General features: G+C 64.9%; 19 protein-coding genes. 11 read left to right on the top strand and 8 right to left on the bottom strand.

All coding sequences use genetic code 11. The annotated features are described in order from the left end of the window. Nucleotides 1–51: 51 nt before the first annotated feature. From ACR9YP_RS22430 to ACR9YP_RS22405, 6 genes are all read right to left on the bottom strand, one after another. Nucleotides 52–834: an SDR family NAD(P)-dependent oxidoreductase gene (locus ACR9YP_RS22430; RefSeq protein ID WP_438107840.1), complete on the bottom strand. Its 783-nt coding sequence runs from the start codon at nucleotides 832–834 to the stop codon at nucleotides 52–54. A 19-nt stretch (nucleotides 835–853) separates the two neighbouring features. Next, nucleotides 854–2,104, bottom strand: a complete 1,251-nt coding sequence (locus ACR9YP_RS22425; RefSeq protein WP_474217090.1) for an acetyl-CoA C-acetyltransferase — start codon at nucleotides 2,102–2,104, stop codon at nucleotides 854–856. A gap of 355 nt (nucleotides 2,105–2,459) precedes the next feature. Further along, on the bottom strand, nucleotides 2,460–2,681 hold the full coding sequence (locus tag ACR9YP_RS22420) for a biotin/lipoyl-binding carrier protein (protein ID WP_354136620.1): 222 nt from the start codon (nucleotides 2,679–2,681) through the stop codon (nucleotides 2,460–2,462). Nucleotides 2,682–2,724: 43 nt separating this feature from the next. After that, nucleotides 2,725–4,242 carry an acyl-CoA carboxylase subunit beta gene (locus ACR9YP_RS22415; RefSeq protein ID WP_474217089.1) on the bottom strand — a complete coding sequence of 506 codons (1,518 nt, stop codon included), beginning with the start codon at nucleotides 4,240–4,242 and terminating at the stop codon, nucleotides 2,725–2,727. Next, a complete protein-coding gene (locus ACR9YP_RS22410; RefSeq protein ID WP_474217088.1) occupies nucleotides 4,239–5,870 on the bottom strand; it encodes an AMP-binding protein in 1,632 nt (543 codons plus the stop codon). The genes ACR9YP_RS22415 and ACR9YP_RS22410 overlap by 4 nt, the downstream gene beginning before the upstream one ends. A 55-nt stretch (nucleotides 5,871–5,925) precedes the next feature. After that, a complete protein-coding gene (locus tag ACR9YP_RS22405; protein WP_438107836.1) occupies nucleotides 5,926–6,834 on the bottom strand; it encodes a TetR/AcrR family transcriptional regulator in 909 nt (302 codons plus the stop codon). Between ACR9YP_RS22405 and ACR9YP_RS22400 the strand changes: the two genes are divergently transcribed. The 9 genes from ACR9YP_RS22400 (at nucleotide 6,769) to ACR9YP_RS22360 (ending at nucleotide 18,363) form a co-directional block, all read left to right on the top strand. Beyond that, nucleotides 6,769–7,944 (top strand): ABC transporter substrate-binding protein, encoded by a 1,176-nt coding sequence (locus ACR9YP_RS22400; protein ID WP_438107835.1) that lies wholly within the window; start codon nucleotides 6,769–6,771, stop codon nucleotides 7,942–7,944. The two genes, ACR9YP_RS22405 and ACR9YP_RS22400, sit on opposite strands and share 66 nt — an antisense overlap. A gap of 10 nt (nucleotides 7,945–7,954) precedes the next feature. Further along, nucleotides 7,955–8,833 carry a branched-chain amino acid ABC transporter permease gene (locus ACR9YP_RS22395; protein WP_438107834.1) on the top strand — a complete coding sequence of 293 codons (879 nt, stop codon included), beginning with the start codon at nucleotides 7,955–7,957 and terminating at the stop codon, nucleotides 8,831–8,833. A 2-nt stretch (nucleotides 8,834–8,835) separates the two neighbouring features. After that, a complete protein-coding gene (locus tag ACR9YP_RS22390) occupies nucleotides 8,836–10,617 on the top strand; it encodes a branched-chain amino acid ABC transporter ATP-binding protein/permease (protein WP_474217087.1) in 1,782 nt (593 codons plus the stop codon). After that, a complete protein-coding gene (locus tag ACR9YP_RS22385) occupies nucleotides 10,614–11,387 on the top strand; it encodes an ABC transporter ATP-binding protein (RefSeq protein WP_438107832.1) in 774 nt (257 codons plus the stop codon). The genes ACR9YP_RS22390 and ACR9YP_RS22385 overlap by 4 nt, the downstream gene beginning before the upstream one ends. Beyond that, nucleotides 11,384–12,964, top strand: a complete 1,581-nt coding sequence (locus ACR9YP_RS22380; RefSeq protein ID WP_438107831.1) for an acyl-CoA carboxylase subunit beta — start codon at nucleotides 11,384–11,386, stop codon at nucleotides 12,962–12,964. Before ACR9YP_RS22385 ends, ACR9YP_RS22380 begins: the two co-directional genes overlap by 4 nt. A 50-nt stretch (nucleotides 12,965–13,014) precedes the next feature. Then, nucleotides 13,015–14,217, top strand: a complete 1,203-nt coding sequence (locus ACR9YP_RS22375; RefSeq protein ID WP_474217086.1) for an ABC transporter substrate-binding protein — start codon at nucleotides 13,015–13,017, stop codon at nucleotides 14,215–14,217. A gap of 12 nt (nucleotides 14,218–14,229) precedes the next feature. Then, entirely contained in the window at nucleotides 14,230–15,894 is a 1,665-nt protein-coding gene (locus tag ACR9YP_RS22370; RefSeq protein WP_474217085.1) for an AMP-binding protein, read from the top strand. Further along, on the top strand, nucleotides 15,891–17,015 hold the full coding sequence (locus tag ACR9YP_RS22365; RefSeq protein ID WP_438107828.1) for a CaiB/BaiF CoA transferase family protein: 1,125 nt from the start codon (nucleotides 15,891–15,893) through the stop codon (nucleotides 17,013–17,015). The genes ACR9YP_RS22370 and ACR9YP_RS22365 overlap by 4 nt, the downstream gene beginning before the upstream one ends. A gap of 136 nt (nucleotides 17,016–17,151) precedes the next feature. Further along, complete coding sequence (locus tag ACR9YP_RS22360; protein WP_438107827.1) at nucleotides 17,152–18,363, top strand: ABC transporter substrate-binding protein; 1,212 nt, start codon at nucleotides 17,152–17,154, stop codon at nucleotides 18,361–18,363. 39 nt (nucleotides 18,364–18,402) lie between these two features. Here the strand turns inward: ACR9YP_RS22360 and ACR9YP_RS22355 are convergent, their stop codons facing one another. Both ACR9YP_RS22355 and ACR9YP_RS22350 read right to left on the bottom strand, forming a co-directional pair. After that, on the bottom strand, nucleotides 18,403–20,136 hold the full coding sequence (locus tag ACR9YP_RS22355) for an AMP-binding protein (protein WP_474217084.1): 1,734 nt from the start codon (nucleotides 20,134–20,136) through the stop codon (nucleotides 18,403–18,405). Between the two features lie 25 nt (nucleotides 20,137–20,161). Continuing rightward, complete coding sequence (locus ACR9YP_RS22350; RefSeq protein ID WP_474217083.1) at nucleotides 20,162–23,509, bottom strand: acetyl-CoA carboxylase family protein; 3,348 nt, start codon at nucleotides 23,507–23,509, stop codon at nucleotides 20,162–20,164. Between the two features lie 98 nt (nucleotides 23,510–23,607). On the opposite strand from ACR9YP_RS22350, the gene ACR9YP_RS22345 reads away from it, so the two are divergent. Further along, on the top strand, nucleotides 23,608–24,102 hold the full coding sequence (locus tag ACR9YP_RS22345; protein WP_438107825.1) for a MarR family winged helix-turn-helix transcriptional regulator: 495 nt from the start codon (nucleotides 23,608–23,610) through the stop codon (nucleotides 24,100–24,102). Nucleotides 24,103–24,227: 125 nt separating this feature from the next. After that, a complete protein-coding gene (locus tag ACR9YP_RS22340) occupies nucleotides 24,228–25,856 on the top strand; it encodes an AMP-binding protein (protein WP_438107824.1) in 1,629 nt (542 codons plus the stop codon). Nucleotides 25,857–25,876 lie beyond the last annotated feature (20 nt).

The following is a 25,876-nucleotide window of genomic DNA, read 5'->3' as shown; positions in this document are numbered from 1 at the left end:
CAGGAGCGACCGGACTTGATGTCCGGTCGCCCCATTCATTTTAGAATGCTCTTAGCGGGGGGCCATGCGGATGGCGCCGTCGAGGCGGACGTCTTCACCGTTGAAGTAGCCGTTGGTGATCATTGTCAGCGCAAGCTGCGCATATTCCTCCGGCATTCCAAGACGCTTCGGGAAGGGCACCGACGCGCTGAGAGCAGCCTTGACGTTCTCCGGAGCTCCCTGCAGCAGGGGCGTATTGAAGATGCCCGGCAGGATCGTGTTGACGCGGATTCCCTCGTTCATCAGATCGCGCGCGATCGGCAGCGTCATGCCGACGACACCGCCCTTGGAAGCCGAATATGCAGCCTGCCCCATCTGCCCGTCCTCGGCCGCCACGGAAGCGGTGTTGACGATCGCACCGCGCTCGCCGTCCTCGAGCGGGGCCAGCGACAGCATGCCCTTCGCCGACTTCGCGATGCAGCGGAAAGTGCCGACGAGGTTGATCTGGATGATGCGATTGAAGGCATCGAGCGGAAAGTGGGTGGCCTCCCCGGTCTTCTTGTCCCGGCCTGCCGTCTTCACCGCGTTGCCTGTGCCTGCGCAATTGACCAGGATGCGCTCTTGGCCGTGGGCCGCGCGGGCCTTGTCAAAAGCCGCATCGACCTCGTTGTCCGAGGTGACATCGACCTTGCAGAACACCCCACCAATCTCCCGGACGATGGCTTCCCCCTTCTCGACGTTGAAGTCGAAGATGGCGACCTTCACGCCCTCCGCAGCGAGGGCTCGCGACGTAGCTGCGCCGAGACCGGAAGCGCCGCCGGTGACAACAGCGGCAACCGATGAACTGAGTTTCATTGCAGAATCCCTTTTCAGATCAGATGCGTTCGATGATGACGGCCGGCGCCATCCCGCCGGCGGCACACATGGTAACGAGACCATAGCGTCCACCGCTGCGCTCGAGTTCGTCGAGCGCCGTTCCGATCAGGATCGATCCGGTCGCACCGATGGGGTGCCCCAGCGCGATGGAGCCACCATTGATGTTGACCTTTTCACGATTCAGCCCGAGGTCGCGGATGAACTTCTCGGCGACGACCGCAAAGGCCTCGTTGATCTCCCAGACGTCGATATCCTCCTTGGTCAGGCCCGCCTTGGCGAGAACCTTCTTGGCCGCCGGAACGGGAGCGTTCAGCATCAACGTCGGGTCGTCACCCTGGTTGGCATAGGCCACGATCCGGCCGCGCGGCTTGAGGCCGTGTTTCTCGGCATATGTCTTCGAGGTAATCAGCACAGCGGCTGCGCCGTCTACCACACCCGAGCTGTTGCCGGCGTGATGCACGCCTTTCCATTCGAGGTCGGGGTAGCGGCGCTGGATCTGCTTCCTGAACGTCGCGCCGTTGCCGAGATCGAAATCGGCGAGTTGTTCGAAACTGGGCTTGAGCGCAGCGAGTCCCTCGGCCGTCGTCTCAGGGCGCGGGAATTCCTCACGATCGAGAGCGACACTTCCGTCATCATTGTACACAGGCACCACCGACTTCGCGAAGCGGCGTTCGTCAATCGCTCTCTTGGCCCGCTGCTGGCTGACCAGGGCCAGCGCGTCGCAGGCCTCGCGGCTGATACCCACGCGCGTGGCGATGGCGTCGCCGCACACGCCCTGGTGAGACTGCGGATGAACGGCGTCGAGCGCCGCATTGCCCGCACCCATCAGCCGCGCTGGCTGGCCGGCCTTGGATCGCTCGGCTGCCAAAGCCTGTTGATAGCTCATCATCTCGGTGCCGCCCGCGATGACGCAGTCCTCCATTCCCGACATGACCGATGCTGCGGCAAGATTGACGGACGTAATACCGCCACCGCAGAAGCGGTCGAGCGTCGTGCCGCTGGCGTTGATGTCATATCCAGCCGCAAGCGCCGACATGCGACCGAGATCGCCGCCCTGCTTACCCTCCTGGGTCGACGTCGACCAGATAATGTCATCGACCGTCGAGGTGTCGAGGTTGTTGCGCTCCTTGAGCGCCTTGAGCACCGTTGCGGCCAATTGCTGCGGATGGAGGTGCGACAGCGCCCCCTTGCCCGGCTTGCCGATGCCTCGCGGCGTGCGAACCGCGTCGATGATATATGCTCCAGACATGCGTTCCTCTTCGTTTTGAACGTTCTTGCTTCAAGCGCGAGCTGTTTTTCCGCCATACGGACAGTTGCGCGTTCGTGGACATCCTGACCTGCGGCGCAGGCAGGCCTGTTGCAGCTCTCCGCAATCGAGAGCCACCGGGCGCCATTGCATGCGGAGCCAGCACTTCAGTTGGAGAACCAGACGAGCTTGCAATTTGCGCCGAAGACAATCAAGGGCGCCCAGGCTCCCTCACGCAAGGCACCCGAAACATCCATAAGCTTCCTGCTCACCGAGCTTGACGCGGAACGTCTTTCATTTTCACCGGGCGGAATTGACTTCGCCGGCGCATCATCAAGGCTCTTTCCTAAAGTAGTCCTCATATCTCCAGCACGGCAACCGTGTTACCCTCGTTGACGGCGGCGCCCTCCTCGACGGAGATCTTCACGACCACCCCGTCAGCCTCCGCTACGACCGGGATCTCCATCTTCATGGACTCGATCAGGATGAGCGTGTCGCCCTTCGCCACGCGCTTGCCGAGCTCGGTCTCCACCTTCCAGACGAAACCGCTCACCTCGGACTTTGCTTCAAGCTTTGCCATTCCAAATTGCCTTTCAGGTCTTCACAACAGAATTTCTTGACGTTCAGAACGGCTCGATGACGCGTTTGCGCGTCGTTCGCGGCGCCGGCTGCGGTAGCGTCTCGAGCGTCTTGACGAGGATGTCCCGCGTATCGGCGGGATCGATGACGTCGTCGTAGAGGAACTTGGCGCCGCTCTCGACCGCCGTGTTCGATCGCTTCAGCTCCGCTGTCAGACTGGCGTGCAATTCGGCGCGCTCCTCCAACGTCGTAGCCGCCTCGAGCTCCTTCGCGTAGATGATGTTGACAGCGCCTTCGAGTCCCATGCCGCCGAACTCGGCGGTCGGCCACGCCACGAGGATCGCCGGTTCGAGCGGACGCGAGCCCATGATGTAATAGCCGAGGCCGTAAGCCTTGCGCAGCACGACCGTCAGCACGGGCACGGTGGCATTGGCGAGCGCCGACAGCACGCGCGCGCTGTGACGCATCAGCCCGGTCTTCTCGACCTCCGGCCCGACCATCAGGCCGGGCGTATCGCAGAGCACGACGAGGGGAATGTCGAAGGCATCGCAGATCTGGATGAAGCGGGCCATCTTGAGGCAGGCCGGCGTGTCCATGGCGCCGGCAAGATACATTGGCTGATTGGCGACGATCCCGACAGTGCGGCCCGCGATGCGGCCGAAGGCCGTCACGGCCGCCTTGCCGTAACCCGCCTTGACCTCCATGACGCTGTCGACGTCGCACAGCGTCTGGATTACGTTGCGGACATTGTAGGCCCTGCGGGGGTCCTCCGGCACCATGTCGCGCAGCAGCATCTGGTCTGGCGCTTCGCCTGCCGGCTGCTGCATGTCGAAATAGCCGAGATATTTCTTCGCGGCGGCGATTGCCTCGACTTCGTCCTTGACGAGGATGTCGATCACGCCCGAGGCCCAGTGCACCGAGGCCGGACCGATCTCCTCCGGCGTGTATTTCTTGCCGAGCGCGGCCTCGACCAACGGCGGGCCCGCCATGCCCATGGCCGAATCCTCCGTGGCGATCAGGACGTCGCACAATCCCGCGAGATTGGCGTGGCCCGCGAAGGCCCGGCCCGGCGAGATGCCGACCGTCGGCACGAGCCCGGACAGACGGGCATACACCACGAAGGTCGGCGTCGAAGGCCTGGCCGTGACGTGCATGTCGTGCGGCCGTGCGCCGCCGCCATCGAGCCAGCAGATCACGGGCAACCGGTGCTTCTCGGCATGCGAGAACATGCGCGTGATCTTGGCGTGGTTCATTGCACTCTGCGTGCCCGCATAGACCGTGTAGTCGTACAGGACCAGATCCACCGGCCGCCCGTCGACCTTGGCGGTCCCCATGACCAGTCCGTCGGCAGCGCCTTCCATGCCCTTCGTCGCAGGACGCACCAGCCCGCCATATTCGACGAAGCTGTCCTGATCCGCGAGCGCCTCGACGGCCCGGCGCGCCGTCCAGCGTCCCCGCTTCTCCTGGCGTGCGACCGCCTTGGGACGCGCGGCGTCAAGACGTTCGGCCTGGGCATCCCGAACGAGCCTGAGATCGGCCCTCGGTTTGGTATCTTCCTTCATCGTGCGACCTTCAAATCTCCGGCTGTCAATTTCTCGCGTTTGAGGCGGATGCCTGCCTGCTCGCGATCCCACGTGTCGCCGGTCACGCCCTCCGAGCGCAGCACGTGCTTTTCGATCTTCTGGGTCGGCGTCTTCGGCAGTTCAGCCAGCAGGCGGACGTACCGCGGCACCATGAAGTGCGGCAGTCGCGGGGTCAGGAACGAGATGATCTCGAGCGGGTCGATGTCGGCGCCGGGGACCGGCGAGATCACCGCCATGACCTCGTCCTCGCCGAATTCGCTGGGAACGCCGACGACCGCGCTCTCGCGCACCTTCGGATGCGCCCCGATTTCCGCCTCGACCTCGAACGAGGAGATGTTCTCGCCGCGTCGGCGGATGGCGTCCTTCATGCGGTCGACGAAGAAGAAATTGCCGGCCTCGTCCCGGCGAAAGGCATCGCCGGTGTCGAACCAGCCGTTGCGCCAGGCTCGCGCGGTTGCCTCGGGATTTGCGTTGTAGCCGTGATTCATCGTCCAAGGCTCGTCGGCCCGGACCATCAACTCGCCGATCGTGCCATGCGGCACCTCGACATCGTTCTCGTCGACCACGCGGGCCTCAAAGCCGTCGCGCAACCGACCGCAAGTCTTGAGCACATCCGGATTGCGCACCGACACGATCGGGCACGAAATCTCCGTCATGTTGAAGACCGTGTAGATGTCGACGCCGAAGCGGGCGGTGAATTCCGCCGCGTCGTCGGCGAGCGGCACCATGATTGCCTGCCGGAACGTATGATCGCGGTCACGCGGGCTCGGCGGTGCCTTCATCAGGAACGGGATCATCGCGCCGAGCAGCGTTGTCGTAGTGGCGCCGGTGCGGCGCACCGTGTCCCAGAAGGTCCGGGTGTCGAAGGCTTCGACCAGCGCGATCGAGCCGCCGCGCGTCAGCATGCGATAAACGCCACTAGTGCCGCCGACATGGAACAGAGGCAGGTTGACCATGGCACGATCATCCGAGGTCACGGTATCGATCGCCTCCGTCGTTGCCGCCAGATGGCGATAAGACGACAGCACGCCTTTCGACGGACCGGTGGTGCCCGACGTGTAGATGACCGCATGGGTGTCCCACGGCATGATCGCGCGCGGAGGATCGGCGGGCTCGCCGGCGGCAGAGCCAAGCGCATCTTCGGTCAGGCCGCGAATGCCCGTCAGGCCCGGTGGCGGATTGCCCGACACCACGACCAGCGTATCGAGCGCGGCGGTCTCGACCTCGATGAGCCGCTCGGCGAGCCTCGCATCGGCGATCATCAGGCGCGCGCCGGAATTCTTGATCACGTGAGCGAGCAACCGCCCGCGATAGGACACATTCACAGGGACGTAGACCGCGCCGATGTAGTTCAGTGCGAACCAGACGGCGATGGCATGCGGACCGTTCGGGAGCCAGGACAGGACGAAATCGTCCTGCTTCACGCCGAGCGCCTGGAGGCTCGCAGCGACCCGGCGCACGTTGTCACGCAGCCGCGTGTACGACCATTCCTCGCCCGTCGACAGCACGATGAAGGTCTGGTCGCCCCGCTCGCGCGCGTGGCGGTCGACCAGATTGCGCAGCACGTATCTGTCCGATGGGGACAGCCGATCGTTGTCGCCACTCATTGGCGCCTCCCATTGCGCCGCCTTCAGGCGGTCGTTTATTCCGGCGCGAACGCCGTCAGTGGTTCTTCCGCCGGCCGGAAGCGTGCCCTCCCGCACCGTTGCGTCGCTTGCGCAAGCCCGCGTCGATGAATGCGTGGATTTGCGCCCGGTTCGTCGCGAGGCTCGTCGCATTGCCCTCGAGCAGCGACTGGATGATCAGGCCTCGCAACATGCCGACCAGGATGTTGGCCATCTTCGTGCAATCGACGCCTTCGCGGAGTTCTCCGCTGCGGCGCGCCTGCTCCAGATGCCTGCGAAAGCCGTCATGGAAGCTGGCGCTGATGGCGCGCGTGCGCAACTGCAACTCCGGTATGGCGCAGAGCGATTCGACGAACAGCGAATAGAGCGCCGCGGTCGCCACCGGGCTGGCGCAAGCGCTGTCCACATGCGCGTCGATCCGCGCCTGCACGGCGTCGAGCCCCGTCTTGTCCCCGATTGCGTGACGCAGTCGCTCGGCAAACCAGCCTTCCATGAAATCCATCAGCGCGTTCAGCAGCGCGAATTTCGTGCCGAACCGCTCTGCCGGAAGCCCACGACTAAAGCCCGCGGCGAGACCGATTTCGGCGAGCGTCGCTCCCGCTGCGCCCTTCTGCGCGATGATCGACATCGCTGCGCGCAACATGCGCGCATCTGACGCACGCCGCCGTTCGTCCTGCCGCGATGCAGGCTTTGTCTTGAGTTGAGGCGCTGGAGAAGCCATGGCCGAAGTTAATAATCTACTTGCTGGTCGGTCAACAAGTATTATGATCGGGCGCAAATTGCGGCCGACACAAGAGCCGCTCATCCGGGAGAGAAACGCATGCGCTCGACGCCCGCAATCCCCTTGCTTGCCCGCAACCTCATCGATCGACGCGCGCTGTTGCGTCTCGCCGCACAGCTCGGCGTTGCTGCCTTCGCCGGCCCCGCATTTGCGCAACAGCAGCAAGCATTCAAGGTCGGCTGGATCAGGCCGACGACCGGCCGCCTCGCCTCGTCTTTTGCGCCGCTGTATTTCGGCGGGCTCATCGCTGTCGATGAAATCAACGCCGCCGGCGGCATTCTGGGCCGCCAGATCGCGCGCATCGAGGAAGACGACGAGGCGTCGCCGGCAAAGGAACCGGGCATCGTGCGCAAGCTGCGTGAACAGAACATCGGATGTTTCGTCGGACCGACCGGCAGCTCGCAGTCGCTCGCATCGATCGCGGCCACGACATCAGCCAAGACCATCCAGGCGACCTATGCGGCTGCCGCGGAAGCCGGCGATGGGCGCAAATATCCTTATCACTACCAGATCATGTTCAACACCGATCAGCAGGCCCATGTCTGCGTCGAATACATGATCAAGACGCTCGGCCTGAAGAAGATCGGCATCCTGCAGGAGAACACCGCCTTCGGTGAGCAGGGAACAGCCGCGACGAAGGCTATCCTGCAGAAGAAGTTCGGCCTCACGCCGGTCAGCGAGCAGGTCTATCCGATCTCGGCGCCCGACCTGTCGACCTACGTCGCCAATCTGCAAAAATCAGGCGCGGACGGAATCATCGGCTGGATCGCCAACGTTCCCAATGCCGCCATGATCTTCAACGCGATGAAGACGTTGAAATGGTTCCCGCCGGTGACCGGTCACAGCGGCCTGATGTTGCCGGCACTATTCGATCTCGTGCCGGCAGAAGCCGTCAAGAACGTGTTCGCGACCTACTATCGCAATTTCACCTGGACCGACGCCGAGCAGCCCGGCGCGCGGCAGCTTGAGTTCGCCAAGAAACTGGCAAAATACCCGGAATCGAAGGGCTATGAGGTCAACGTCGCCGCCGCGCCCTATTACGATTTCCTCTATTGCCTGAAGGCCGCAATCGAATCGGAGAAGAGCTTCGAGCCCGAAGCCATCAAGCGCGGGCTCGACAAGCTCAGCAATCACAAAGGCCTGCTGGGCGACATTTCCTTCACGCCGGAAAACCATTCGGGCATCGGGGCCAAGGACGTGGTGCTGGTCTCGGTCGCGTCGGGACAGGATCCGCGCGCCATTGGCTGTATGCGCGCCCGCGCACCCGGCCAGTGAAGGCACGCCGATGGATATCGACGTCCTCGCGCATGGCATCGTCGCGGGCAGCCTCTATGCATTGGTCGCGGTGAGCTTCAATATTCTCTACCGGCCGACCAACGTGTTCAACTTCGCGCAAGGAGAGCTCGTCATGCTCGGCGCGATGATCTTCGCGAGCCTCACCTCGCTCGCGGGCATGCCGTGGCTGGTCGCCTTCGCAGGGACGCTCGTCGCCGTCGGATGCATCGGGCTGGTCGAGGAGCGTGTTGCGGTCGCGCCCATCCTGGCGCGATCGCAGACGGGAACGGGCTGGGTCATCACGACGCTCGCGACGTCCCTGATCATCTCCAACCTCGTCGGGCGCTTCTGGGGACCCGATCCGATCCTGGTCAAGCCGCCCGCGCTGCTCAGCATGGAATCGCTCGACATCCTGTCGTCGCGCATCTCGTCCTACGAGATTGCGCTCATCCTGGTGACGCTGGTGCTCGTTCTCATCGTCGAGAGAATCTACCGCACGCTCAAGGGCAAGGCCGTGATGGCGGTCGCCGAAGATCGCGAGGCGGCCCTGCTGCGCGGCATCGATCCCGGCAGTCTCGGCCGCTGGTCGTTTTTCCTCGGTGCAGCATTCGCGGCCATGACCGGCATTCTCGCCGCGCCCGTCCTCTATGCATCGACGTCCCTCGGTCCGGATCTGCTGCTCAAGGGTTTTGCGGCTGCGGCCGTCGGCTCGATCGGTAACAATCGCGGCGCGCTGATCGCCGGATACGTCATCGGCGTCACGGAAGCGGTCGGCGCGTCGCTGCTGTCGCCCGGCTACCAGGAAGCGGTGATCTTTATCGTCGTCCTGGCGGTGCTGCTCTTGAAGCCGGAAGGCCTGTTCGGCAGCCCGAATGCACGGACGGTCTGATCATGTCACGCGCCGTCATTCCCATCACCATGCAGCTCGCCGCACTCACCGTTGCGCTGGCCCTTCCTGCTTTTGTCGGCGCCAATTCCTACGCGCTGTTCGTCGCCACCCAGCTCGGCATCTACATCATCGCCGCGATCGGCCTCAATCTGCTCGCGGGCTATGCCGGGCAGGTCTCGCTCGGGCACGCCGCGTTCGTCGCGATCGGCGCCTACTCGGTCGCCCTCCTGACCGTCGATCATCATTGGCCGTTCTGGCCCGCAGCCGTGGTCGGAATGGTGCTCGCCGCCGGGCTCGGCGTGCTGGCGGCCCTGCCCGCCTTCCGGCTCAGCACCTGGTACTTCGCCTTCATCACACTCGCCTTTGCGCTGGTCTTCGAGAAGATGATCGTCGAGTGGCGCTGGCTGACAAAGGGCTTTGCCGGCGTCGTCGGCGTGCCGCCGCCCTCGGCTTTCGGCTCCGAATTCGGCCCGCGGCCGCTCTATTACACGATCGTCGCGGTCACGATCGTCGCCTTCATCCTGGTGCGCAACATCGTGCACTCCCGCTTCGGCCGCGCCTTCGTCGCGGTGCGCGACGTCGAGCCGGCAGCGCTTGCCGTCGGTGCCTCGCCGCAGCGGACCAAGCTCGTTGCCTTCGTGATCTCGGCCGCACTTGCAGGTGTTGCGGGGGCCTTCTTCGCCGTGCAGAAGACGGTGGTCACACCGGATGACTTCACCGCCGACTTCTCGATCTTCTTCCTGCTGACCGTGGTGCTCGGCGGCCTCGGCACGCTTTGGGGACCGATCATCGGCGCGCTGGTCTTCTTCCTGATCCCGGAACTGCTGGCCGGCCTCCAGAGCTGGCGCATGCTGATCTACGGCGGCATGCTGCTGGGCCTGATGCTGCTCGCACCGCATGGCCTGTACGGCGCACTGCGGCAGGCCTGGCGGCGCATGGCACCGGCCAAGCCGGCAGCCAACGCTGCCGCGTCCGAAGCCAGGGAGCATCCGCCGATCGCAGGCCTGGCGCTCGACATCACCGGACTGCGCAAGCAATTCGGCGGCGTCCAGGCCCTCGACGGCGTGGATCTCTCCGTTCCAGCCGGAAGCTGCTGCGCCATCGTCGGCCCGAACGGCTCCGGCAAGACGACGCTGCTCAATCTCGCCAGCGGATATTACGTGCCCGACTCCGGCAGCGTGAAGATCGGCGGCGCCGAGGCGCTCGGCTCCGGCGCGCAGCAGATCGCCGCGCGTGGTGTCGGACGCACCTTCCAGACTCCGCGGCTGATCGCCGACCTCACGGCGCTCGATAACGTCATGCTCGGCGCCTATACGCGCGAACGCGCGGGGCTGCTCTCGACGGCGTTGCGGCTGCCATCGGCGCGTGCTGAGACGCGGCGACTGCGGCAGGAGGCGCTCGGCTTCCTGCAATTCGTCGGCGTCGCCGACCGCGCCGACATCGAAGCCGGCGAGATCCCGCACGGCCAGCAACGGCTGGTCGAGATTGCCCGCGCCATGATGGGCGGCGCGCGGCTGATCCTGCTCGACGAGCCCGCGGCAGGACTGTCGATGTCCGAACTGGAGCGGCTGGAGCGGCTCATCATGCGCATCTGCGGTTTGGGGGCGACGATCGTGATCGTCGAGCACCATCTCGACCTCGTTGCCAATGTCGCAAGCCGCGTAACCGTTCTCGACCGCGGCGCGGTGCTCGCCGCGGGCAAGCCATCAGCGGTGTTCAACGACGAACGCGTGATGCGGGCCTATATGGGCGAGCGGGCGCTGAAAGCTGGAGTTCCCGCATGAAGGCGATGGTCTCCGCGCCGCTGCTGTCGGCCGCCAATGTTGATGCAGGCTATGGCCATGTCCGCGTTCTCGAGGACGTCTCGGTCGACGTTCGCCAGGGACGCATCGTCGTGCTGGTCGGCCGCAACGGCGCCGGCAAGTCGACATTGCTGCGCACCTTGTCCGGCCTCAATCGTCCGACCTCCGGCAGGATCACCTTCGATGGCCGCGACATCACGACCGCGCGGCCGAATGCCATCGTCGATGCGGGCCTGCTGCACGTCGCGGAAGGCAGGCGCCTGTTCCGGCGCCAGAGTGTCACCGACAATATCGAGCTCGGCCGCTATGGGCTGCGCCTCACCGAGCAAGAGCACGGCCGGCGTGTCGCGCGCATCCACGAGCTTTTTCCGATCCTGCAGGAGAAGATGAACCTGCCGGCCGGCAGCCTGTCCGGCGGCCAGCAACAAATGCTCGCGATCGCCCAGGCGATGATGCGCGAGCCGAAGCTGCTCATGCTCGACGAGCCCTCGCTCGGCCTCGCGCCGGTCCTGGTGGACCAGGTGCTGGCCGCCATCCTCGCACTACGAGCGCAAGGGGTCGCGATCCTCCTCGTCGAGCAGATGGTGGAGCGCGCCTTCGAGATCGCCAACGACGCCTATGTCATGCAGAACGGGCGCGTCATCGCCAGCGGCCCGGCTGCCGAGATCGCAGCCGGCGACGCCCTGCACGCCGCCTTCATGGGCGAGCACGGCGCGCCCCATCATTCCGAACCCCGACAGAGCCAGCCATGACGACCAATCCCGATGCCGGGCAGCGGCAGATTCTCGCGGCGATCGAGAGCGAGCGCGGCAAGTTGATGGACGAGGCGCGTCCCGAGGCGATGAAGCGGCTGGCCGAACGCGGCCGCATGTCGCCGCGCTCACGGATCGCCAGTCTCGTCGATCCCGGTACGTTCGATGAGATCGGCGCGCTCGCCTCGGAGGAGCCGCAGGCAGGCCAGCCCCATCCCCGCGACAAATCGCCGGCCGACGGTGTCGTTACGGGCACCGCACGCATCGACGGGCGCCCCGTCGCCGTCTTCGCGCAGGATTTCAGCGTATTCGGCGGCAGCATCGGCAAGTTCGGCAGCGCCAAGACCCACCGCCTGGTGAAGATCGCGATCCGCCGCGGCATCCCCATGGTCATGATGCTCGACGGTGGCGGCCACCGCATCCAGGGCGGACAAAACTCGCGGCACTTCGCCCAAGCCAACAGCATGTTTCACGACCTTGCGCATGCCTCGGGATGGATCCCGATGGTCGCGCTGATGCTCGGTGCAGGCTTTGCCGGACCGACCAATTATGCCGGCCTCGCCGACCTCGTCGTCATGGTGCGCGGCCAGTCCGTGATGGGCCTTGCGGGACCTGCGCTGGTGAAGGCCGGGACCGGCGAGGAGACCGACCAGGAAGCGCTCGGCGGCGCCGCGGTGCAGGTCGACAAGCAGGGCCTTGCCGATCTCGGCGTCGCCAGCGAGGACGAGGCGTTCGCCGCCGCGAAGCGCTTCCTCTCTTATTTGCCCGGAAACGCGCGCAAGCCCCTGCCCCTGGTGGCGACCGATGATCCCAGCGATCGCGGAGACGACGCGCTGCTCGATATCGTTCCGCCCTCGACCCGACGCGCCTATGACATGCGCCAGATCATCAGAGGCATCGCCGATGTCGGCAGCCTGTTCGAGATCAAGCCAACCTTTGCCGGCAATATCATCACCACATTCGCGCGGCTTGGCGGACGGCCGGTCGGCTTCATCGCCAACCAGCCGATGCGGACCGGCGGCATCCTCGATGCCAATGCCTGCGAGAAGGGCGCGCATTTCATCGCGCTCTGCGATGCCTATGGCCTGCCGCTGATCTCGCTGATCGACGTGCCCGGCTTCTACATCGGCTCGGCTGCGGAGCGCACCACACTCGGGCGGCGAAGCGCAAAGCTGATCTACGAATGGGGCCACGCCAGCGTCCCGCGCGTGTCGGTGGTGATCCGCAAGGGCTTTGGCCTCGGCTATTTCGCCATGAACGGTGGCCGTGCCTTCGATTCCGACGCCTCCTTCGCCTGGCCTTCGGCGCAGATTTGCGCGATGTCGATCGAGGGGGCCGTCGATGTCGCATTCCGGAAAGAATACATGTCCGCCCCCGATCCGCAGGCGCGCCGCCAGGAAATGATCGAGGAGACGCGTGCACAGACCGGCGCCATCCATGCGGCCGAGGGCTTCGGCGTCGACGACGTGATTGATCCGCGCACCACACGCCGTCGCATCATCGAGATCTTCGCACAGGTGCCGCCGCGGCGCGAGCCGGATCACCCGCCGAAATTCCGGTCGATCCCGCCGATCTAGCTCCACGCGCCTCGCGCAGAAGCAACAAGAACATATTGGGAGGGAATGCCATGACGATCCGACGCAACACTCTCGACCGTCGCCTGTTTCTCGGCGGTGTGGCAGCCCTTGGCGCGAGTACCTTGGTGCGACCGGGTTTCGCGGCCGACGATACCTTCAACATCGGCTGGGTGCGACCGACGACCGGTCGGCTCGCCTCCTCCTACGCCCCGCTCTATATCGGCGGACTGATCGCGATCGACGAGATCAATGCTGCCGGCGGCGTCATGGGCCGGAAGATCGCGCGCCAGGAAGAAGACGACGAAGCGTCCCCTGCGCGCGAACCTGCCGTCATCAAGAAGCTGCAGGAAGGCGGCGTCCGCTACATATGCGGTCCCACCGGTTCGAGCCAGTCACTGGCCGCACTCGCGGTCACGACGTCATCGAAGACCATTACCACCATGTACGCCATCGCCTCGGAAGCCGGCGACGGCAACCGCTATCCCTGGCATTATCAGTGCACCTTCAATTCGGACCTGCAGGCGGAGATGGCCTCGCGCTATCTCGTCGAGACGCTGAGGCTGAAGAAGATCGGCATTCTCCAGGAGAACACCGCCTATGGCGAACAGGTCGTCGCGGCGTGCCAGACCATCCTGAAGAAGCTCGGCGTAGCGCCTGTCGGCGTCGAAGTCTTCCCGATTACGGCGCCGGACCTGAACGGCTATGTCGGAAATCTGCGCAAGGCCGGCGCCGACGGCGTGCTGTTCTGGACCGGCTCGACGCCGATCACGGCCAAGGGATTCAACTCCATGCACAGCCAGAAATACTATCCGGCGATCGCCGGCCATAGCTCGCTGTTCGCCGATTCGCTGCTCGACCTCGTGCCCGCGGAAGCGCTGCAGAACGCGGCCGGCACCTACTACAAGACGCTGACCTGGAGCGACAAGGAAGACATCGGCAGCAGGCAGCTGGAATTCGCCAAGAAGGCGAACACCTTTCCCGAGACCAAGGAGACCGGCGTCAACGTCGCCGCCTCGCCCTTCTACGACTTCCTATATCTGGTGCGCGCGGCGATCGTACAGGAGAAGTCCTTCGACCCCGAGAAGGTCAAACGCGCGATGGACGCGACCAGGGACTACAAGGGCCTGCTCGGCAACCTCAACTTCACGCCGACCAATCACGCCGCGATCTCGGTCGAGGACATGACGATGGCGACGCTGCTGTCAGGCCGCGATCCCAAGGCAATGTCCGTATTCCGCAAGCGCGCTGTCTAGGGAAGAGCGTCGATGCAGGCTACGAGCCACAGCACAAACGCGGCGTGGAAGGATCCGCGCATCCTTCCGCCCGAGGTCTGCGTGCTCCGCCATGTCCTCGACCGCCATGCGGCTGATACCCCGGACAAGGTGTTCGTCCGCTTCGACGACGGCCACGAATGGACCTACGCACAGATCCATTCGACCGTTCGCCGCACCGCAGCCGCCCTTCAACGCATGGGCGTGGCACAGGGCGACCACGTCCTCACCTGGCTTCCGAACAGTCCGGATGCGCTGCGTATCTGGTTTGCCATCAACTATATCGGCGCCGTCTATGTCCCTATGAACATCGCCTGGCGTGGGCAGGTGCTTGAGAACGCCGTGCGGATTTCCGGCGCGCGACTGCTGATTTCCCACGTGGAGCTCGTCGACCGCCTTCAAGACGTCGACCGCTGCGCACTGACCGATTTGCTGCTGATCGGGCCCGACGCCCGCGACAAGCGCTTGGCCGGCTTCCGGCACCATGACGCGGCCGATCTTTCCGCGCCGGGCGAGCCCGACGCGCCGCAACGCCCGATCATGCCCTGGGACAACCAGATGATCATCTACACGTCGGGCACGACAGGCCCGTCCAAGGGCGTGCTCTGCACCTACATGCACTGCGGCTCCTGCGCGCTCGCCTTTGCGCCGCTGACGATTGACGACCGCAATCTGGTCAATTTGCCGCTATTCCACATGAGCGGCACCGGCGCCGTCTACCGCATGCTCGTCAAGGGCGGATCGATCGCGCTCGTCGAGTCCTTCGACACGCGCTCGTTCTGGGACACGGTACGGCGAACGCAATCGACCTATTTGACCCTGCTCGGCGCCATGGTGCCATTCCTGCTGAAGGAGCCGCCGGGCCCGGGCGACCGCGACCATACGCTGCGCGTCGTCAACATCGTGCCGCTGGCCGATGGCTTCAGGGAGTTCGGCGAGCGTTTCGGCGTCGAGGTCTACACCGTCTTCAACATGACCGAGACGTCGTGGCCGATCATCTCGGAGCGCGATCCCGAGACGCTCGGCACCTGCGGCCGACCCCGCACCGGCGTGTTCGCACGCGTCGTCGACGAGAACGACATCGATGTCGTGCAGGGCAAGACCGGGGAGCTGGTGCTGCGCACGGACGCGCCCTGGGCGATGAGTCATGGCTACTACGGCAACCCGGAAGCAACGGCACGTGCGTGGCGCAACGGCTGGTTCCACACCGGCGACGCGTTCCGACAGAACGAACGCGGCGAGTTCTTCTTCGTCGATCGCATGAAGGACGCGATCCGGCGGCGCGGTGAAAACATCTCCTCGTTCGAGGTCGAGGCTGCGATCAACGCACATCCCGATATCCGCGAGGTCGCGGTCGTCGGCGTCCCCAGCGAGTTCGGCGAGGACGAGGTGCTCGCCGTCGTTTCGCCGGTCGAAGGACGATCGGTCGACGCGATCACCCTGCTGGAGTGGCTGCGCACGCGGCTCGCCCACTTCATGATCCCGCGCTACATCCGGATCTTGCCAGTGCTGCCGAAGACGCCGACCCAAAAGGTGCAGAAACACCTGCTGCGCGCCGACGGCGTGTCCGCGGACACATGGGACCGCGAGGCGGCCGGGCTCAAGGTCCGCCGCGACAAGCTCGCCAGCCTCGGCGGCGCCGGCGAGATCATCCGGTGAGCGGGCCGCTCGCGGGCCTGCGCGTCGTCGAGATGGCCGGGATCGGTCCCGGCCCGTTCTGCGCCATGCTGCTCGCGGATCTTGGCGCCGAGGTCGTGCGCATCCGCAGGCCCGGCGGTTCGATGTTCGACACCGAGCCGCGCTTCGACGTGACAGGACGCGGCTGCCGCTTCGTCGATCTCGATCTGCGCGCGGACGGCGCCGTCGCGAGCGCGCTTGCCTTGATTGAAAAGGCCGAGGTCCTGATCGAAGGCTATCGCCCCGGCGTGATGGAGCGTCTGGGTCTCGGACCCGACATTTGCATCGCGCGCAACCCGCGTCTCGTCTATGGCCGCATGACCGGCTGGGGCCAGGACGGCCCGCTCGCGCGCCGCGCCGGCCACGACATCAATTACATCGCCCTGACTGGCGCGTTGCACGCGATCGGCCGCCCCGGCTCGCCGCCGCCACCGCCCCTCAACCTGGTCGGCGACTTCGGTGGCGGCGCAATGTTCCTGGCCTTCGGCATCATGGCTGCACTGCTCGAGGCCCGCGCCTCCGGGAAGGGACAGGTGGTCGATGCCGCCATGACGGATGGCGCCGCGCTGCTTGCCGCCGGTCGCTACGCAGGTCGTGCCTCCGGCAGCCAGAGCAATCAGCGCGGCGACAATCTGGTCGATGGCGGCGCGCCGTTCTACGACACCTATGCTTCCGCAGACGGAAAGTTCATCGCGCTCGGCGCGATCGAACCGCAATTCTACGCGCGCTTCCGCACGCTGTGCCGGCTAACGGACCCGCTGTTCGACGACCAGATGAACAAGGCGAAATGGCCGGCGCAAAAGCAGCGGATTGCGGCGATGTTTCTCACGCGGAGCCGCGCCGAATGGGTTGCTCTGCTGGGCGGCGAGGACACCTGCGTCGCGCCCGTGCTCGACTGGGATGAGGCGCCGAGCGATCCGCACAATGTCGCACGCGCCACCTTCGTCACCATCGACGAAGTGACGCAGCCGGCCCCGGCGCCGCGCTTCAGCCGCACGCCGGCCGCCACCCCGCGATCTGCCCGCGTCTCCGGCGACGATACGCGCGAGGTGCTGCGGCGCTGGGGAGTGGCGCAGCCCATCGTCGAGCGTCTCCTCGCATAGGCAGCCTGCGACAAACCGTCAGGCACTGAATACCGCCAGCGGACCAATGCCTGCATTCATGTAAAGATATTGACATATATAGACCTCCGTGAAATCGTGGATGCAAAGATCGACGAAGAAACATCGGGAGGAGAGAATGACGCGGACAATAGCGACGCTGGCATCGCTTGCACTTTTGGCGGCCGCCATGGGCATTAGTGATGCTTCGGCCGAGGATCGGCCCGTCAAGATCGGCATCCTGAACGACCAGGCTTCCGTCTACTCCGCCATCACCGGGCCCGGCTCGGTCGCGGCTGCCCGCCTCGCCATCGAAGACATGGGTGGCGCGCTGTTGGGCAAGCCGATCGAACTGGTCTCCGCGGACCACGGCCACAAGCCGGACATCGGCTCGGTCATCGCCCGGCGCTGGTTCGATACAGAGGGCGTCGATGCGATCTTCGACATCTACAGCTCCGGCGTCGCGCTCGCCGTGCAGGGCATTGCCGAGCAAAAGAACAAGCTGCTGGTGGTCTCGATGGCCTCGAGCCGCGACATCAGCGGCAAGTCCTGCTCGCCGAACGGCATGCAATGGGCCAATGACGGCTACGAGGTCGCCAATCTCACGATCAAAGGCGCATCCGACGGCAAGCCGACGTCCTGGTTCTTCCTGACCGTGGATTACGCGGCGGGACACTCGATCGAGCGCGACTCCCAGAAGATGATCGAGAAGGACGGCGGCAAGTTCGTCGGCGCGGTGCGCTTTCCGCTCAATACGCCGGATTTCAGCTCGTTCCTGCTGCAGGCTCAGAACTCCGGCGCCAAGAATATCGGCTTCATCGGCGGTGGCGCCGACATGACCAACGCGATCAAGCAGGCGGCCGAGTTCGGCATCGACCGCACCGGTCAGCGCTTCGTGCCCTTCTCGCTGACCACGGTCGACATCGACGCGCTCGGCAACGAGGCCACGCAGGGCATGCCGCTCGTGCTGAGCTACTACTGGGATGCCTCTGACAAGACCAAGGCCTTCGCCGAGCGCTTCAAGAAGGCGTTTGGAAAGATGCCGAGCGATCCGCAGGCCAACGTCTATAGCGCGGTCCTGCACTATCTGAAGTCGGTGAAGGCCGCCGGCACGAGCGACACGACGGCGGTGCTGGCCAAGATGAAGGAGATGCCGGTCGAGGATCTCTTCACCTCGGGCGCCCGCATTCGCGAAGACGGACGCCTGATGCGCGACGTCTATTACGCCGAGGCGAAGAAGCCCGGCGCCAAGGGCAGCCCCACCGATCTGATCACCCTGGTCAAGAAGGTGCCGGGATCGGAAGCGTTCATCCCGGCCAGCGAAAGCGAATGCAAAGCCCTCAAGAAGTAAGGCCCTCAAGAAGAAACTTTACGCGACCTCAGGACTCGCTCAGCTGTAAAGCCGAGCGAGTTCTTCTTTTTTGACCTTGCCGGTCGCCGTCATCGGCAATGCATCGACGATCTGGATCTCCGGAATCTTGTAGACCGCGAGGCGCTCCCGACAGAAGGCCGCGAGCACGTCCGCGGTCGTTACCGCCTTGCGCTCCGGCAGCACGGTGACGAAGGCGACAGGGACCTGTCCGCGCGTATCGTCCACGCGTCCGATGACCCCGCTTCCCGTCACGTCGGGATGCTGACCGAGCGCCGCCTCGATCTCGGACGGAAACACGCTCATCCCCTTCACCTTCAGCATCTCCTTGCGCCGGCCGAGGAAATGGATGGTGCCCTGCTCCGAAATCATGCCGATGTCCCCGGTGCGCAGCCAGCCATTGACGAGACCCTCGGCCGTCGCATCCGGCTTGTTCCAGTACCCCTTCAGCAGCGATGGCGTGCGCACGCACAATTCGCCCTCCTCGCCGAGCGGCAGCAGCCGGTCCGAGCCGAACTCCAGGATCTTGAAGTCGGTCTGCGGCACAGGAATGCCGCAAAAGATCTGGCGCTGCTTGAGGTCGCGATCGTCATCCTGCCAGCCGCGGTTGAAGGCATCGTAGGAATGCGTTTCGGTCATCCCCCACGCCGCTTCCCGCAGCGTCGTTCCCGTGAGCTTGCGCCATCCGTCGCGGAACACCGGATTGAGCTTCTTGACGAAGGACGCCACCATGACTTCCCGCAATGAGCTGAGGTCGTACTGGCTTGCATCAGGCCGATTCATGATCTCGACCGCGTTGTCGACGACCATGTTCGAGATGGTCGCGCGATAGCGCTGGACGGCGAACATGTAAGCCTGCGGATCCCAGCGGGCCATCAGCACGCAGGTCGAACCCGTCACCATCGGCAGGATGATGCCGAGGTCCTCGCCGGCCATCCAGAAGATCGGCCAGAAATTGATGATGACATCGTCGGACGTGACCTTCATCGACACCGATCCCATGACGGCGCCGGTGAACAGCATGTCGAACTGCGTGTGGACGCAGCCCTTGGGCATGCCGGTGGTACCGCCCGTATAGTTCAGCGCCGCAATATCATCGATGCCGGCATCGGCCTGCGGCGGCGCATCAGCCTCTTGCGCTAGCGCAGCCATGAGGTCGATGGAATTGGCGACCGCGACCCGCGGCGCCGTCAGCGCTGGCGGCAGCGGCCCCTCGGGTTCGGCCCCCAGCGCATCGCCAAAGCTCGTGACGACGAGATGCGCGATATTGCACTCCTGCCGGACCTCTTCGACGAGATGGGCCAGCTGATCGTGCGCGATCACGATGCGCGCCTGCGTGTCGTTGACCTCGTAGGCAAGCTCGGGCCGCGTGAACATCGGATTCACCGGCACGTGAACGCAGCCGGCCTTGAGGATGCCGTAGAAGCAGACATAGAACTGCGGGCAATTCGGCAGGAACACCGCGATGCGGTCGCCTCTCTGCGCGCCAAGACGTTTCAGGAGGCTCGCGAAGCGGTCGCTGAGACGATCGAGATCGGCGTAGCTGATGGCATGACCGTAGAACAGCACCGCCGCCTTGTCGGGCTGCCGCCGTGCCCATTCACGCAGGTAATGCGTCAGTGGCTGGCGGCCGAGCGGAAACACCGGCTCCCTGGGAACGCCAGCCGGCCAGAGCGCGGCTTGCAGGCCGCGCACATGCGCCAGATAACTCTCTTCGTTGCGTGTATAGTCGGTATCGGGTTTGACCCCTGTCATTGTTTCCTCCCTTGTTCGCCCGTGTTCACCACAGGTCGACGCGTGTCGTTCGTCTCTCGCTGAATCGGCCCGGCTGCATCGACGCCTTGAGCCCGCGGACGATCCAGCGCCGGGTCTCGCAGGGGTCGATGACGTCGTCGACCTCGAGGAAGGTCGCGCCGCTCAGCGCCTTGTTGTCCTCGTAGGATTTGGCCACCATCTGGTCGAACCAGGCTTTTCGGGCCGCGGCGTCCTCGATCGCGGCGAGCTCTTTCCGATAGGCCAGCTTCACGGCGCCTTCGAGGCCCATGGCACCGAACTCGGCGCTGGGCCAAGCCACCATGAAGAACGACATCTGGCTCGATCCGCCGGCCATGGCCAGCGCGCCGAGCCCATAGGCCTTGCGCAGCACCACCGTGAAATAAGGTACCGTCGCGCGCGAGGCCGCGACGAACACCCGGGAGACGTGGCGGACCTGGGCGGTCTTCTCGACCTCCGGCCCCACCATCATGCCCGGCGTGTCGCACAGCGAGACGATGGGAATGCCGAACCCGTCGCAGAGCTGGATGAAGCGTGCCGCCTTGTCGCCGCCATCGGCGTCGATGGCACCGCCGAGATGCCGTGAATCGTTCGCGATCAGGCCAATCGGGATGCCCTCGATGCGCGCGAGCGCCGTAATCATGCCCCGCCCGAAGGACGGACGCAGCTCGAGCACCGAGCCGGCATCCGCGAGCGTCTCGATGATCGGCCGCACGTCGTAAGCGCGCAGCCGGTTCTCGGGCACGGCGTGGCGCAGCAGACGCTGGTCGGCGCACGACCAGTCACGGACCCGCCCCTGGAAATAGCCGAGATATTTGCGGGCGGCAGCGACACCTTCCGCCTCGTCCTCGACCAGCACGTCGATCACGCCGTTCGGCGCCTGGACATCTACCGGGCCGATGTCTTCAGGGCGAAACACGCCGAGCCCACCGCCTTCGATCATCGCCGGGCCGCCCATGCCGATGTTCGAGGTTCGGTCGGCGATGATGACGTCGCAGCTGCCCAGCAGCGCGGCGTTGCCCGCAAAGCACCGTCCCGAAACCACACCTATCAACGGCACCTTGCCATTAATGGCGCCGACCTTCGAGAACGTCGTGGTTTCCAGCCCCGCAGGTGTCGGCCATTCGTCACCGGGCCGGCCGCCGCCGCCTTCCGCAAAGAGCACGACCGGCAGCGACCATTTGTCGGCGAGCGACAACAGCCGGTCCTTCTTCTTGTGATTGACGACGCCCTGCGTCCCCGCGAACACCGTGTAGTCGTAGGCCATGACCGCGCAGCGCGATTGGTCGTCGCCGAACAGCTCGCCGTTCACCGCCCCGACGCCCGTGATCAGGCCATCGGCGGGACTCATCCGGCGCAGCTCCTCCGGCGAACGCCGCTGGCGCTGCGCCGCGAGCGCGAGGCCGCCATATTCGATGAAGGAGTCGGGATCGCAGAGATCGGAGATGTTTTCGCGCGCAGTGCGCTGGTTGGTCTTGCGACGACGCGCAACGGCGTCCGGGCGGCCCTCGTCGAGCCGTTCCGCACGTCGCGCCAGCGCTTCGGCCAGATCGCCCCTGATGTGATCGAGATCGATGGCTTCGGCTTCCTCGACACCGGCCCCGGCGTCGTCGGAAGGCGTGATGTGCAGGAGTGACTCGCCTTCGAAGATGGTGTCGCCGCGCGTGACGAGAATGTCCTCGACGACGCCCGCAACCGGTGCCGCGATCACATGCTCCATCTTCATGGCTTCGATCGCGACCACCTGCTGTCCCGCGCGCACGCGGTCGCCCCGTGCGACGTTGCAGGCAACGATCGTTCCCTGCAGCGGCGCCGGGATTGCGACCAGTCCTTCCGGCACATGAACCGCGTGCCGCTCGCGTCCTGCGGTGAGCTGCTGGGACGCGATGGCCGCCTTGCTCTCGAAGACGCCGAGCGGATCGATGGCGCGGACGTCGCGCGAGCGCTTGGCCGGCTGTTCGGCGTGGCCTGCAAACTTCGTCGCGGCCGCGAAGATGCTTTCGTGATGCTGCTCCAGGAATTTCGTCGACAGGCGGTCGGCAAGAAAATCCGCGTTCTCCACGAGCGCGCGAAGCACGGGAATGTTGGTCTCCACGCCGTCGATGCGAAACTCTTCCAGCGCCCGCCGCCCGCGCCGGATGGCATCGTCCATGCCCTCGGGTGAATAAGCGATGACTTTCGCGAGCAGGGAATCATAACGCGGACTGGTGCGGTAACCGACATAGCCGAACGTGTCGACACGGATGCCGGGACCGCTCGGCAAGGAGAACCTCGTCAGCGCACCTCCGGTCGGTCGCGCACCACCATCGGCCGTCATCTTCTCCATATTGACGCGGAACTGGATCGCGCCGCCGCGCGCAACGGGCGCGGTGCCGAGACCGATGTCGCGCAACCGCAGGCCCGAAGCGACGCGGATCTGCGTCTTGACCAGGTCGATCCCGTAGATCTCCTCGGTCACGGTGTGCTCGACCTGCAGGCGCGGATTGGCCTCGATGAAGACGAAGCTGCCGCCGTCCGCAGGCATCAGGAATTCGAATGTTCCGAGGCCGCGATACGCCGCAGCAGTGGCCATGCGGACCGATGCCTCGCAGATGGCGTCGCGGAATTTTGGCGTCAGGCTCCGGCTCGGCGCCATCTCGACGATCTTCTGATGGCGCCGCTGGATGGTGCATTCGCGCTCGCCCAGATGGACGATCGCGTCGCCGTCTCCGACGACCTGCACTTCGATATGGCGCGCGTTCGGCAGGTAACGTTCGACATAGAGCGCATCGGCGCCAAACGAGGCCTGCGCCTCGGAACGACAGCGCTCCCAGGCTGCAGCGAGTTCGGCCGGTGCCGACACGACGCGCATGCCGCGGCCGCCTCCCCCGGCCACCGCCTTGATCATGATCGCGCCGCCGCTGCCGAGCTTGTCCAGGAAGGCCGCCGCCTCGGCCTGGGAAACCGCTCCGGCCGATCCTTCGAGCACGGGGACGCCGGCGTCGCGCGCGTGCCGCCGCGCCTCCGACTTGTTGCCGAACAGTTCGAGCGTCTCCGCGGCCGGACCGACGAAAGTCATCCCTGCCGCGGACAGCGCCCGCGCGAAGGCCGGGTTCTCCGACAGAAACCCATAGCCGGGATGCACGGCGTCGCAACCAGTCTGCCGCGCTGCATCGACGATGGCTTCGACATCGAGATAGGCCGCAGCTCCCATACCCGGCAATTGCCGTGCTTCGCTGCCGGCCTTGGCGTGGGCGGAAGCCGCGTCATCTGCGGGAAACACCGTGACGATGGGGATATCCAGCTCGAACGCCGCCCGTGCGATGCGAAGCGCGATTTCCCCGCGGTTGGCGATGAGCATCTTTCGAAACGGCATGTCGATCCTTCCCGGCTCACGGGGCTGCATTTGGCGCCAAAGGCTATGGACAAGGCCATATTATGTCAATATCATTACACAAATTAAGGGGACGCGCGATGCCGACAGCCGTCAAGACCGGGACGAGGACCAGCCGCGACCTGCCGGCGGGTCATTCCTCGCGCGACCATCTCAACAACAGGCTCTTCTTCAGGCTGTTTCAGGCCGCCAACATCTACGAGACCCAAGCCGTTCGCGAACTGGGTTTCTCGGCCGTGACGGGTGCGACGCTGGGCGCGCTGTACCGCGATCCCAAGGGCATGCTGTTCTCGGATCTCTATGCGTATCTCGGCGTGAGCCGGCAAAATCTGGATGCCGTGCTGAAGGGACTTGAGAAGAAGGGTCTTGTCGAACGCGTCGAGGCTGAAGACGATCGCCGCAAGAGGATGGTGTGCCTCACCTCGGCCGGCATCGGGGCCTGGAAGGATTTGCACACGCGCTCGCTGGAATTCTTCCGGCAGGGAACGAGGGGCGTGTCGGCCACCGAAATTACCGATTGCATCGAAACGCTGTCCCGCATCGCTCGGGGGCTGCGCGCCATCGGCCCCGACTGAGGTTGGACGACCGCGCCCTCCGGCGTGGAACTGAAGGAAGCTCCGGCATCGCAACGACCGGGGCCATTCGACCCGGCTAGTGCGCCTTTAGCGCTGGCCGCGACAATATGAGCAGGGAGGTTTCAATGACGAGCCACAAGGTTCCCGCCGCCGAGGAATGCGTTCTGAGTTGCCTCCTCGAACGCTGGGGTCGCGAGACGCCGGACAAGGTCTACGCAACCTTCGACGACGGCACCCGGTTGAAATACGGCGAATTGCTACGCCTGGCGCGCCGAACCGGCAACGCCCTGCAAGCGCTGGGCGTGAAGCAAGGCGACACCGTCCTCGTCTGGCTCCCGAACGGCCCTGAATGTCTGCGCGCCTGGTTTGGCATCAACATGATGGGCGCCATCTACGTGCCGATCAACACCGCCTATCGTGGCGGCATTCTCCAACATGTCGTCAACAATGCCGGCGCAACGGTTGCGATCGTCCATGCGAGCCTGCTGCCACGGCTCGGCGACATCGACAGAGCCAAGCTCCGCAAGGTCGTCGTGATCAGCGGTGAGCCGGCTGCGATTGGCGGGCTCGAGGTGCTGCCGTCGAGTGCCCTCGATTCGACGTCCGCGGAAGCGCCGAAACTCGATCATCCGATCGCGCCCTGGGACACGCAGACCATCATCTACACATCCGGGACGACCGGCCCCTCAAAAGGCGTCCTGTCGTCCTACGCCCACCTCTATGCCACGGGGCGCGGCATCTCGGCCGATCGAGACGGCATCCCTTACCTCGACGCCACCGACACGTTCATGGTGAACCTTCCGCTGTTTCATGTCGGCGGGACGGGGCCGAGCTACGCCATGCTGATCAACGGCGGCTCCATCGCCATGGTTGACCGTTTCGATACCGGATCATTCTGGTCGACGGTGGCCAAGACCAACACGACGATGGTGATCCTACTCGGCGTGATGGCGAGCTTCCTGATGAAACGGACGGACAATGGCGATGAGAAGGACAGCCCGCTCAAGAACGTCACCATCATTCCCTTGAGCGAGGAAGGGATCACGTTCGGCAAACGCTACGGCGTCACGACGCACACGCTCTTCAACATGTCGGAAGTCTCCTGCCCGCTGGCGACAGAGCCGAACCCGACCGTCGCAGCCGCCTGCGGCAAGCCACGGGCCGGTGTCGAGGCCCGACTCGTCGACGCCCATGACTGCGAAGTTGCGGTTGGCGAGATCGGGGAACTGGTCCTGCGAACCGACACGCCCTGGGCAATGAATCACGGTTACAACAAGGCCGCGGAGGCCACCGCGCTCGCCTGGCGCAATGGCTGGTTTCACACGGGCGACGCCTTCCGCATCGACCAGGACGGAAATTACTTCTTCGTCGATCGCTTCAAGGACGCCATTCGCCGGCGCGGCGAGAATATTTCCTCGTTCGAGGTCGAGCTCGAAGTCGCAGCCCACCCGGCCATTCGGGAGGCTGCCGCGGTCTCCGTGCCCAGCGAACATGGCGAGGACGACGTGCTCGTCGCAGTGTCCCTCGCCGAAGGTCAGACCCTGGATCCCGCGGACCTCATCCACTTCCTCAGGCCAAGAATGGCTCACTTCATGGTGCCGCGCTACGTCCGCATCCTGAGCGATCTGCCAAAGACGCCAACTAACAAGATTGAAAAATATCTGCTGCGCAGGGACGGGGTTACGTCCGACACGTTTGATCGCGATGCGGCTGGGATTGTCATCAGGAGTGAGCCTGTACGCTCACCGCGCTAGCGCGCTCTCTTCGACGCAGG

Source organism: Bradyrhizobium sp. BR14999 (assembly GCF_056106085.1).
Note: the sequence above shows the minus strand (reverse complement) of the source record. Positions and strands in the feature narration are given on the sequence as shown.

Bases quoted from the DNA above. Each gene is read 5' to 3' on its own strand.
- ACR9YP_RS22410 (WP_474217088.1), bottom strand. From the start codon at position 5,870: ATGAGTGGCGACAACGATCGGCTGTCCCCATCGGACAGATACGTGCTG.
- ACR9YP_RS22415 (WP_474217089.1), bottom strand. From the start codon at position 4,242: ATGAAGGAAGATACCAAACCGAGGGCCGATCTCAGGCTCGTTCGGGAT.
- ACR9YP_RS22360 (WP_438107827.1), top strand. From the start codon at position 17,152: ATGACGCGGACAATAGCGACGCTGGCATCGCTTGCACTTTTGGCGGCC.
- ACR9YP_RS22390 (WP_474217087.1), top strand. From the start codon at position 8,836: ATGTCACGCGCCGTCATTCCCATCACCATGCAGCTCGCCGCACTCACC.
- ACR9YP_RS22380 (WP_438107831.1), top strand. From the start codon at position 11,384: ATGACGACCAATCCCGATGCCGGGCAGCGGCAGATTCTCGCGGCGATC.
- ACR9YP_RS22375 (WP_474217086.1), top strand. From the start codon at position 13,015: ATGACGATCCGACGCAACACTCTCGACCGTCGCCTGTTTCTCGGCGGT.
- ACR9YP_RS22430 (WP_438107840.1), bottom strand. From the start codon at position 834: ATGAAACTCAGTTCATCGGTTGCCGCTGTTGTCACCGGCGGCGCTTCC.
- ACR9YP_RS22425 (WP_474217090.1), bottom strand. From the start codon at position 2,104: ATGTCTGGAGCATATATCATCGACGCGGTTCGCACGCCGCGAGGCATC.
- ACR9YP_RS22395 (WP_438107834.1), top strand. From the start codon at position 7,955: ATGGATATCGACGTCCTCGCGCATGGCATCGTCGCGGGCAGCCTCTAT.
- ACR9YP_RS22385 (WP_438107832.1), top strand. From the start codon at position 10,614: ATGAAGGCGATGGTCTCCGCGCCGCTGCTGTCGGCCGCCAATGTTGAT.
- ACR9YP_RS22350 (WP_474217083.1), bottom strand. From the start codon at position 23,509: ATGCCGTTTCGAAAGATGCTCATCGCCAACCGCGGGGAAATCGCGCTT.
- ACR9YP_RS22370 (WP_474217085.1), top strand. From the start codon at position 14,230: ATGCAGGCTACGAGCCACAGCACAAACGCGGCGTGGAAGGATCCGCGC.
- ACR9YP_RS22345 (WP_438107825.1), top strand. From the start codon at position 23,608: ATGCCGACAGCCGTCAAGACCGGGACGAGGACCAGCCGCGACCTGCCG.
- ACR9YP_RS22340 (WP_438107824.1), top strand. From the start codon at position 24,228: ATGACGAGCCACAAGGTTCCCGCCGCCGAGGAATGCGTTCTGAGTTGC.
- ACR9YP_RS22420 (WP_354136620.1), bottom strand. From the start codon at position 2,681: ATGGCAAAGCTTGAAGCAAAGTCCGAGGTGAGCGGTTTCGTCTGGAAG.
- ACR9YP_RS22355 (WP_474217084.1), bottom strand. From the start codon at position 20,136: ATGACAGGGGTCAAACCCGATACCGACTATACACGCAACGAAGAGAGT.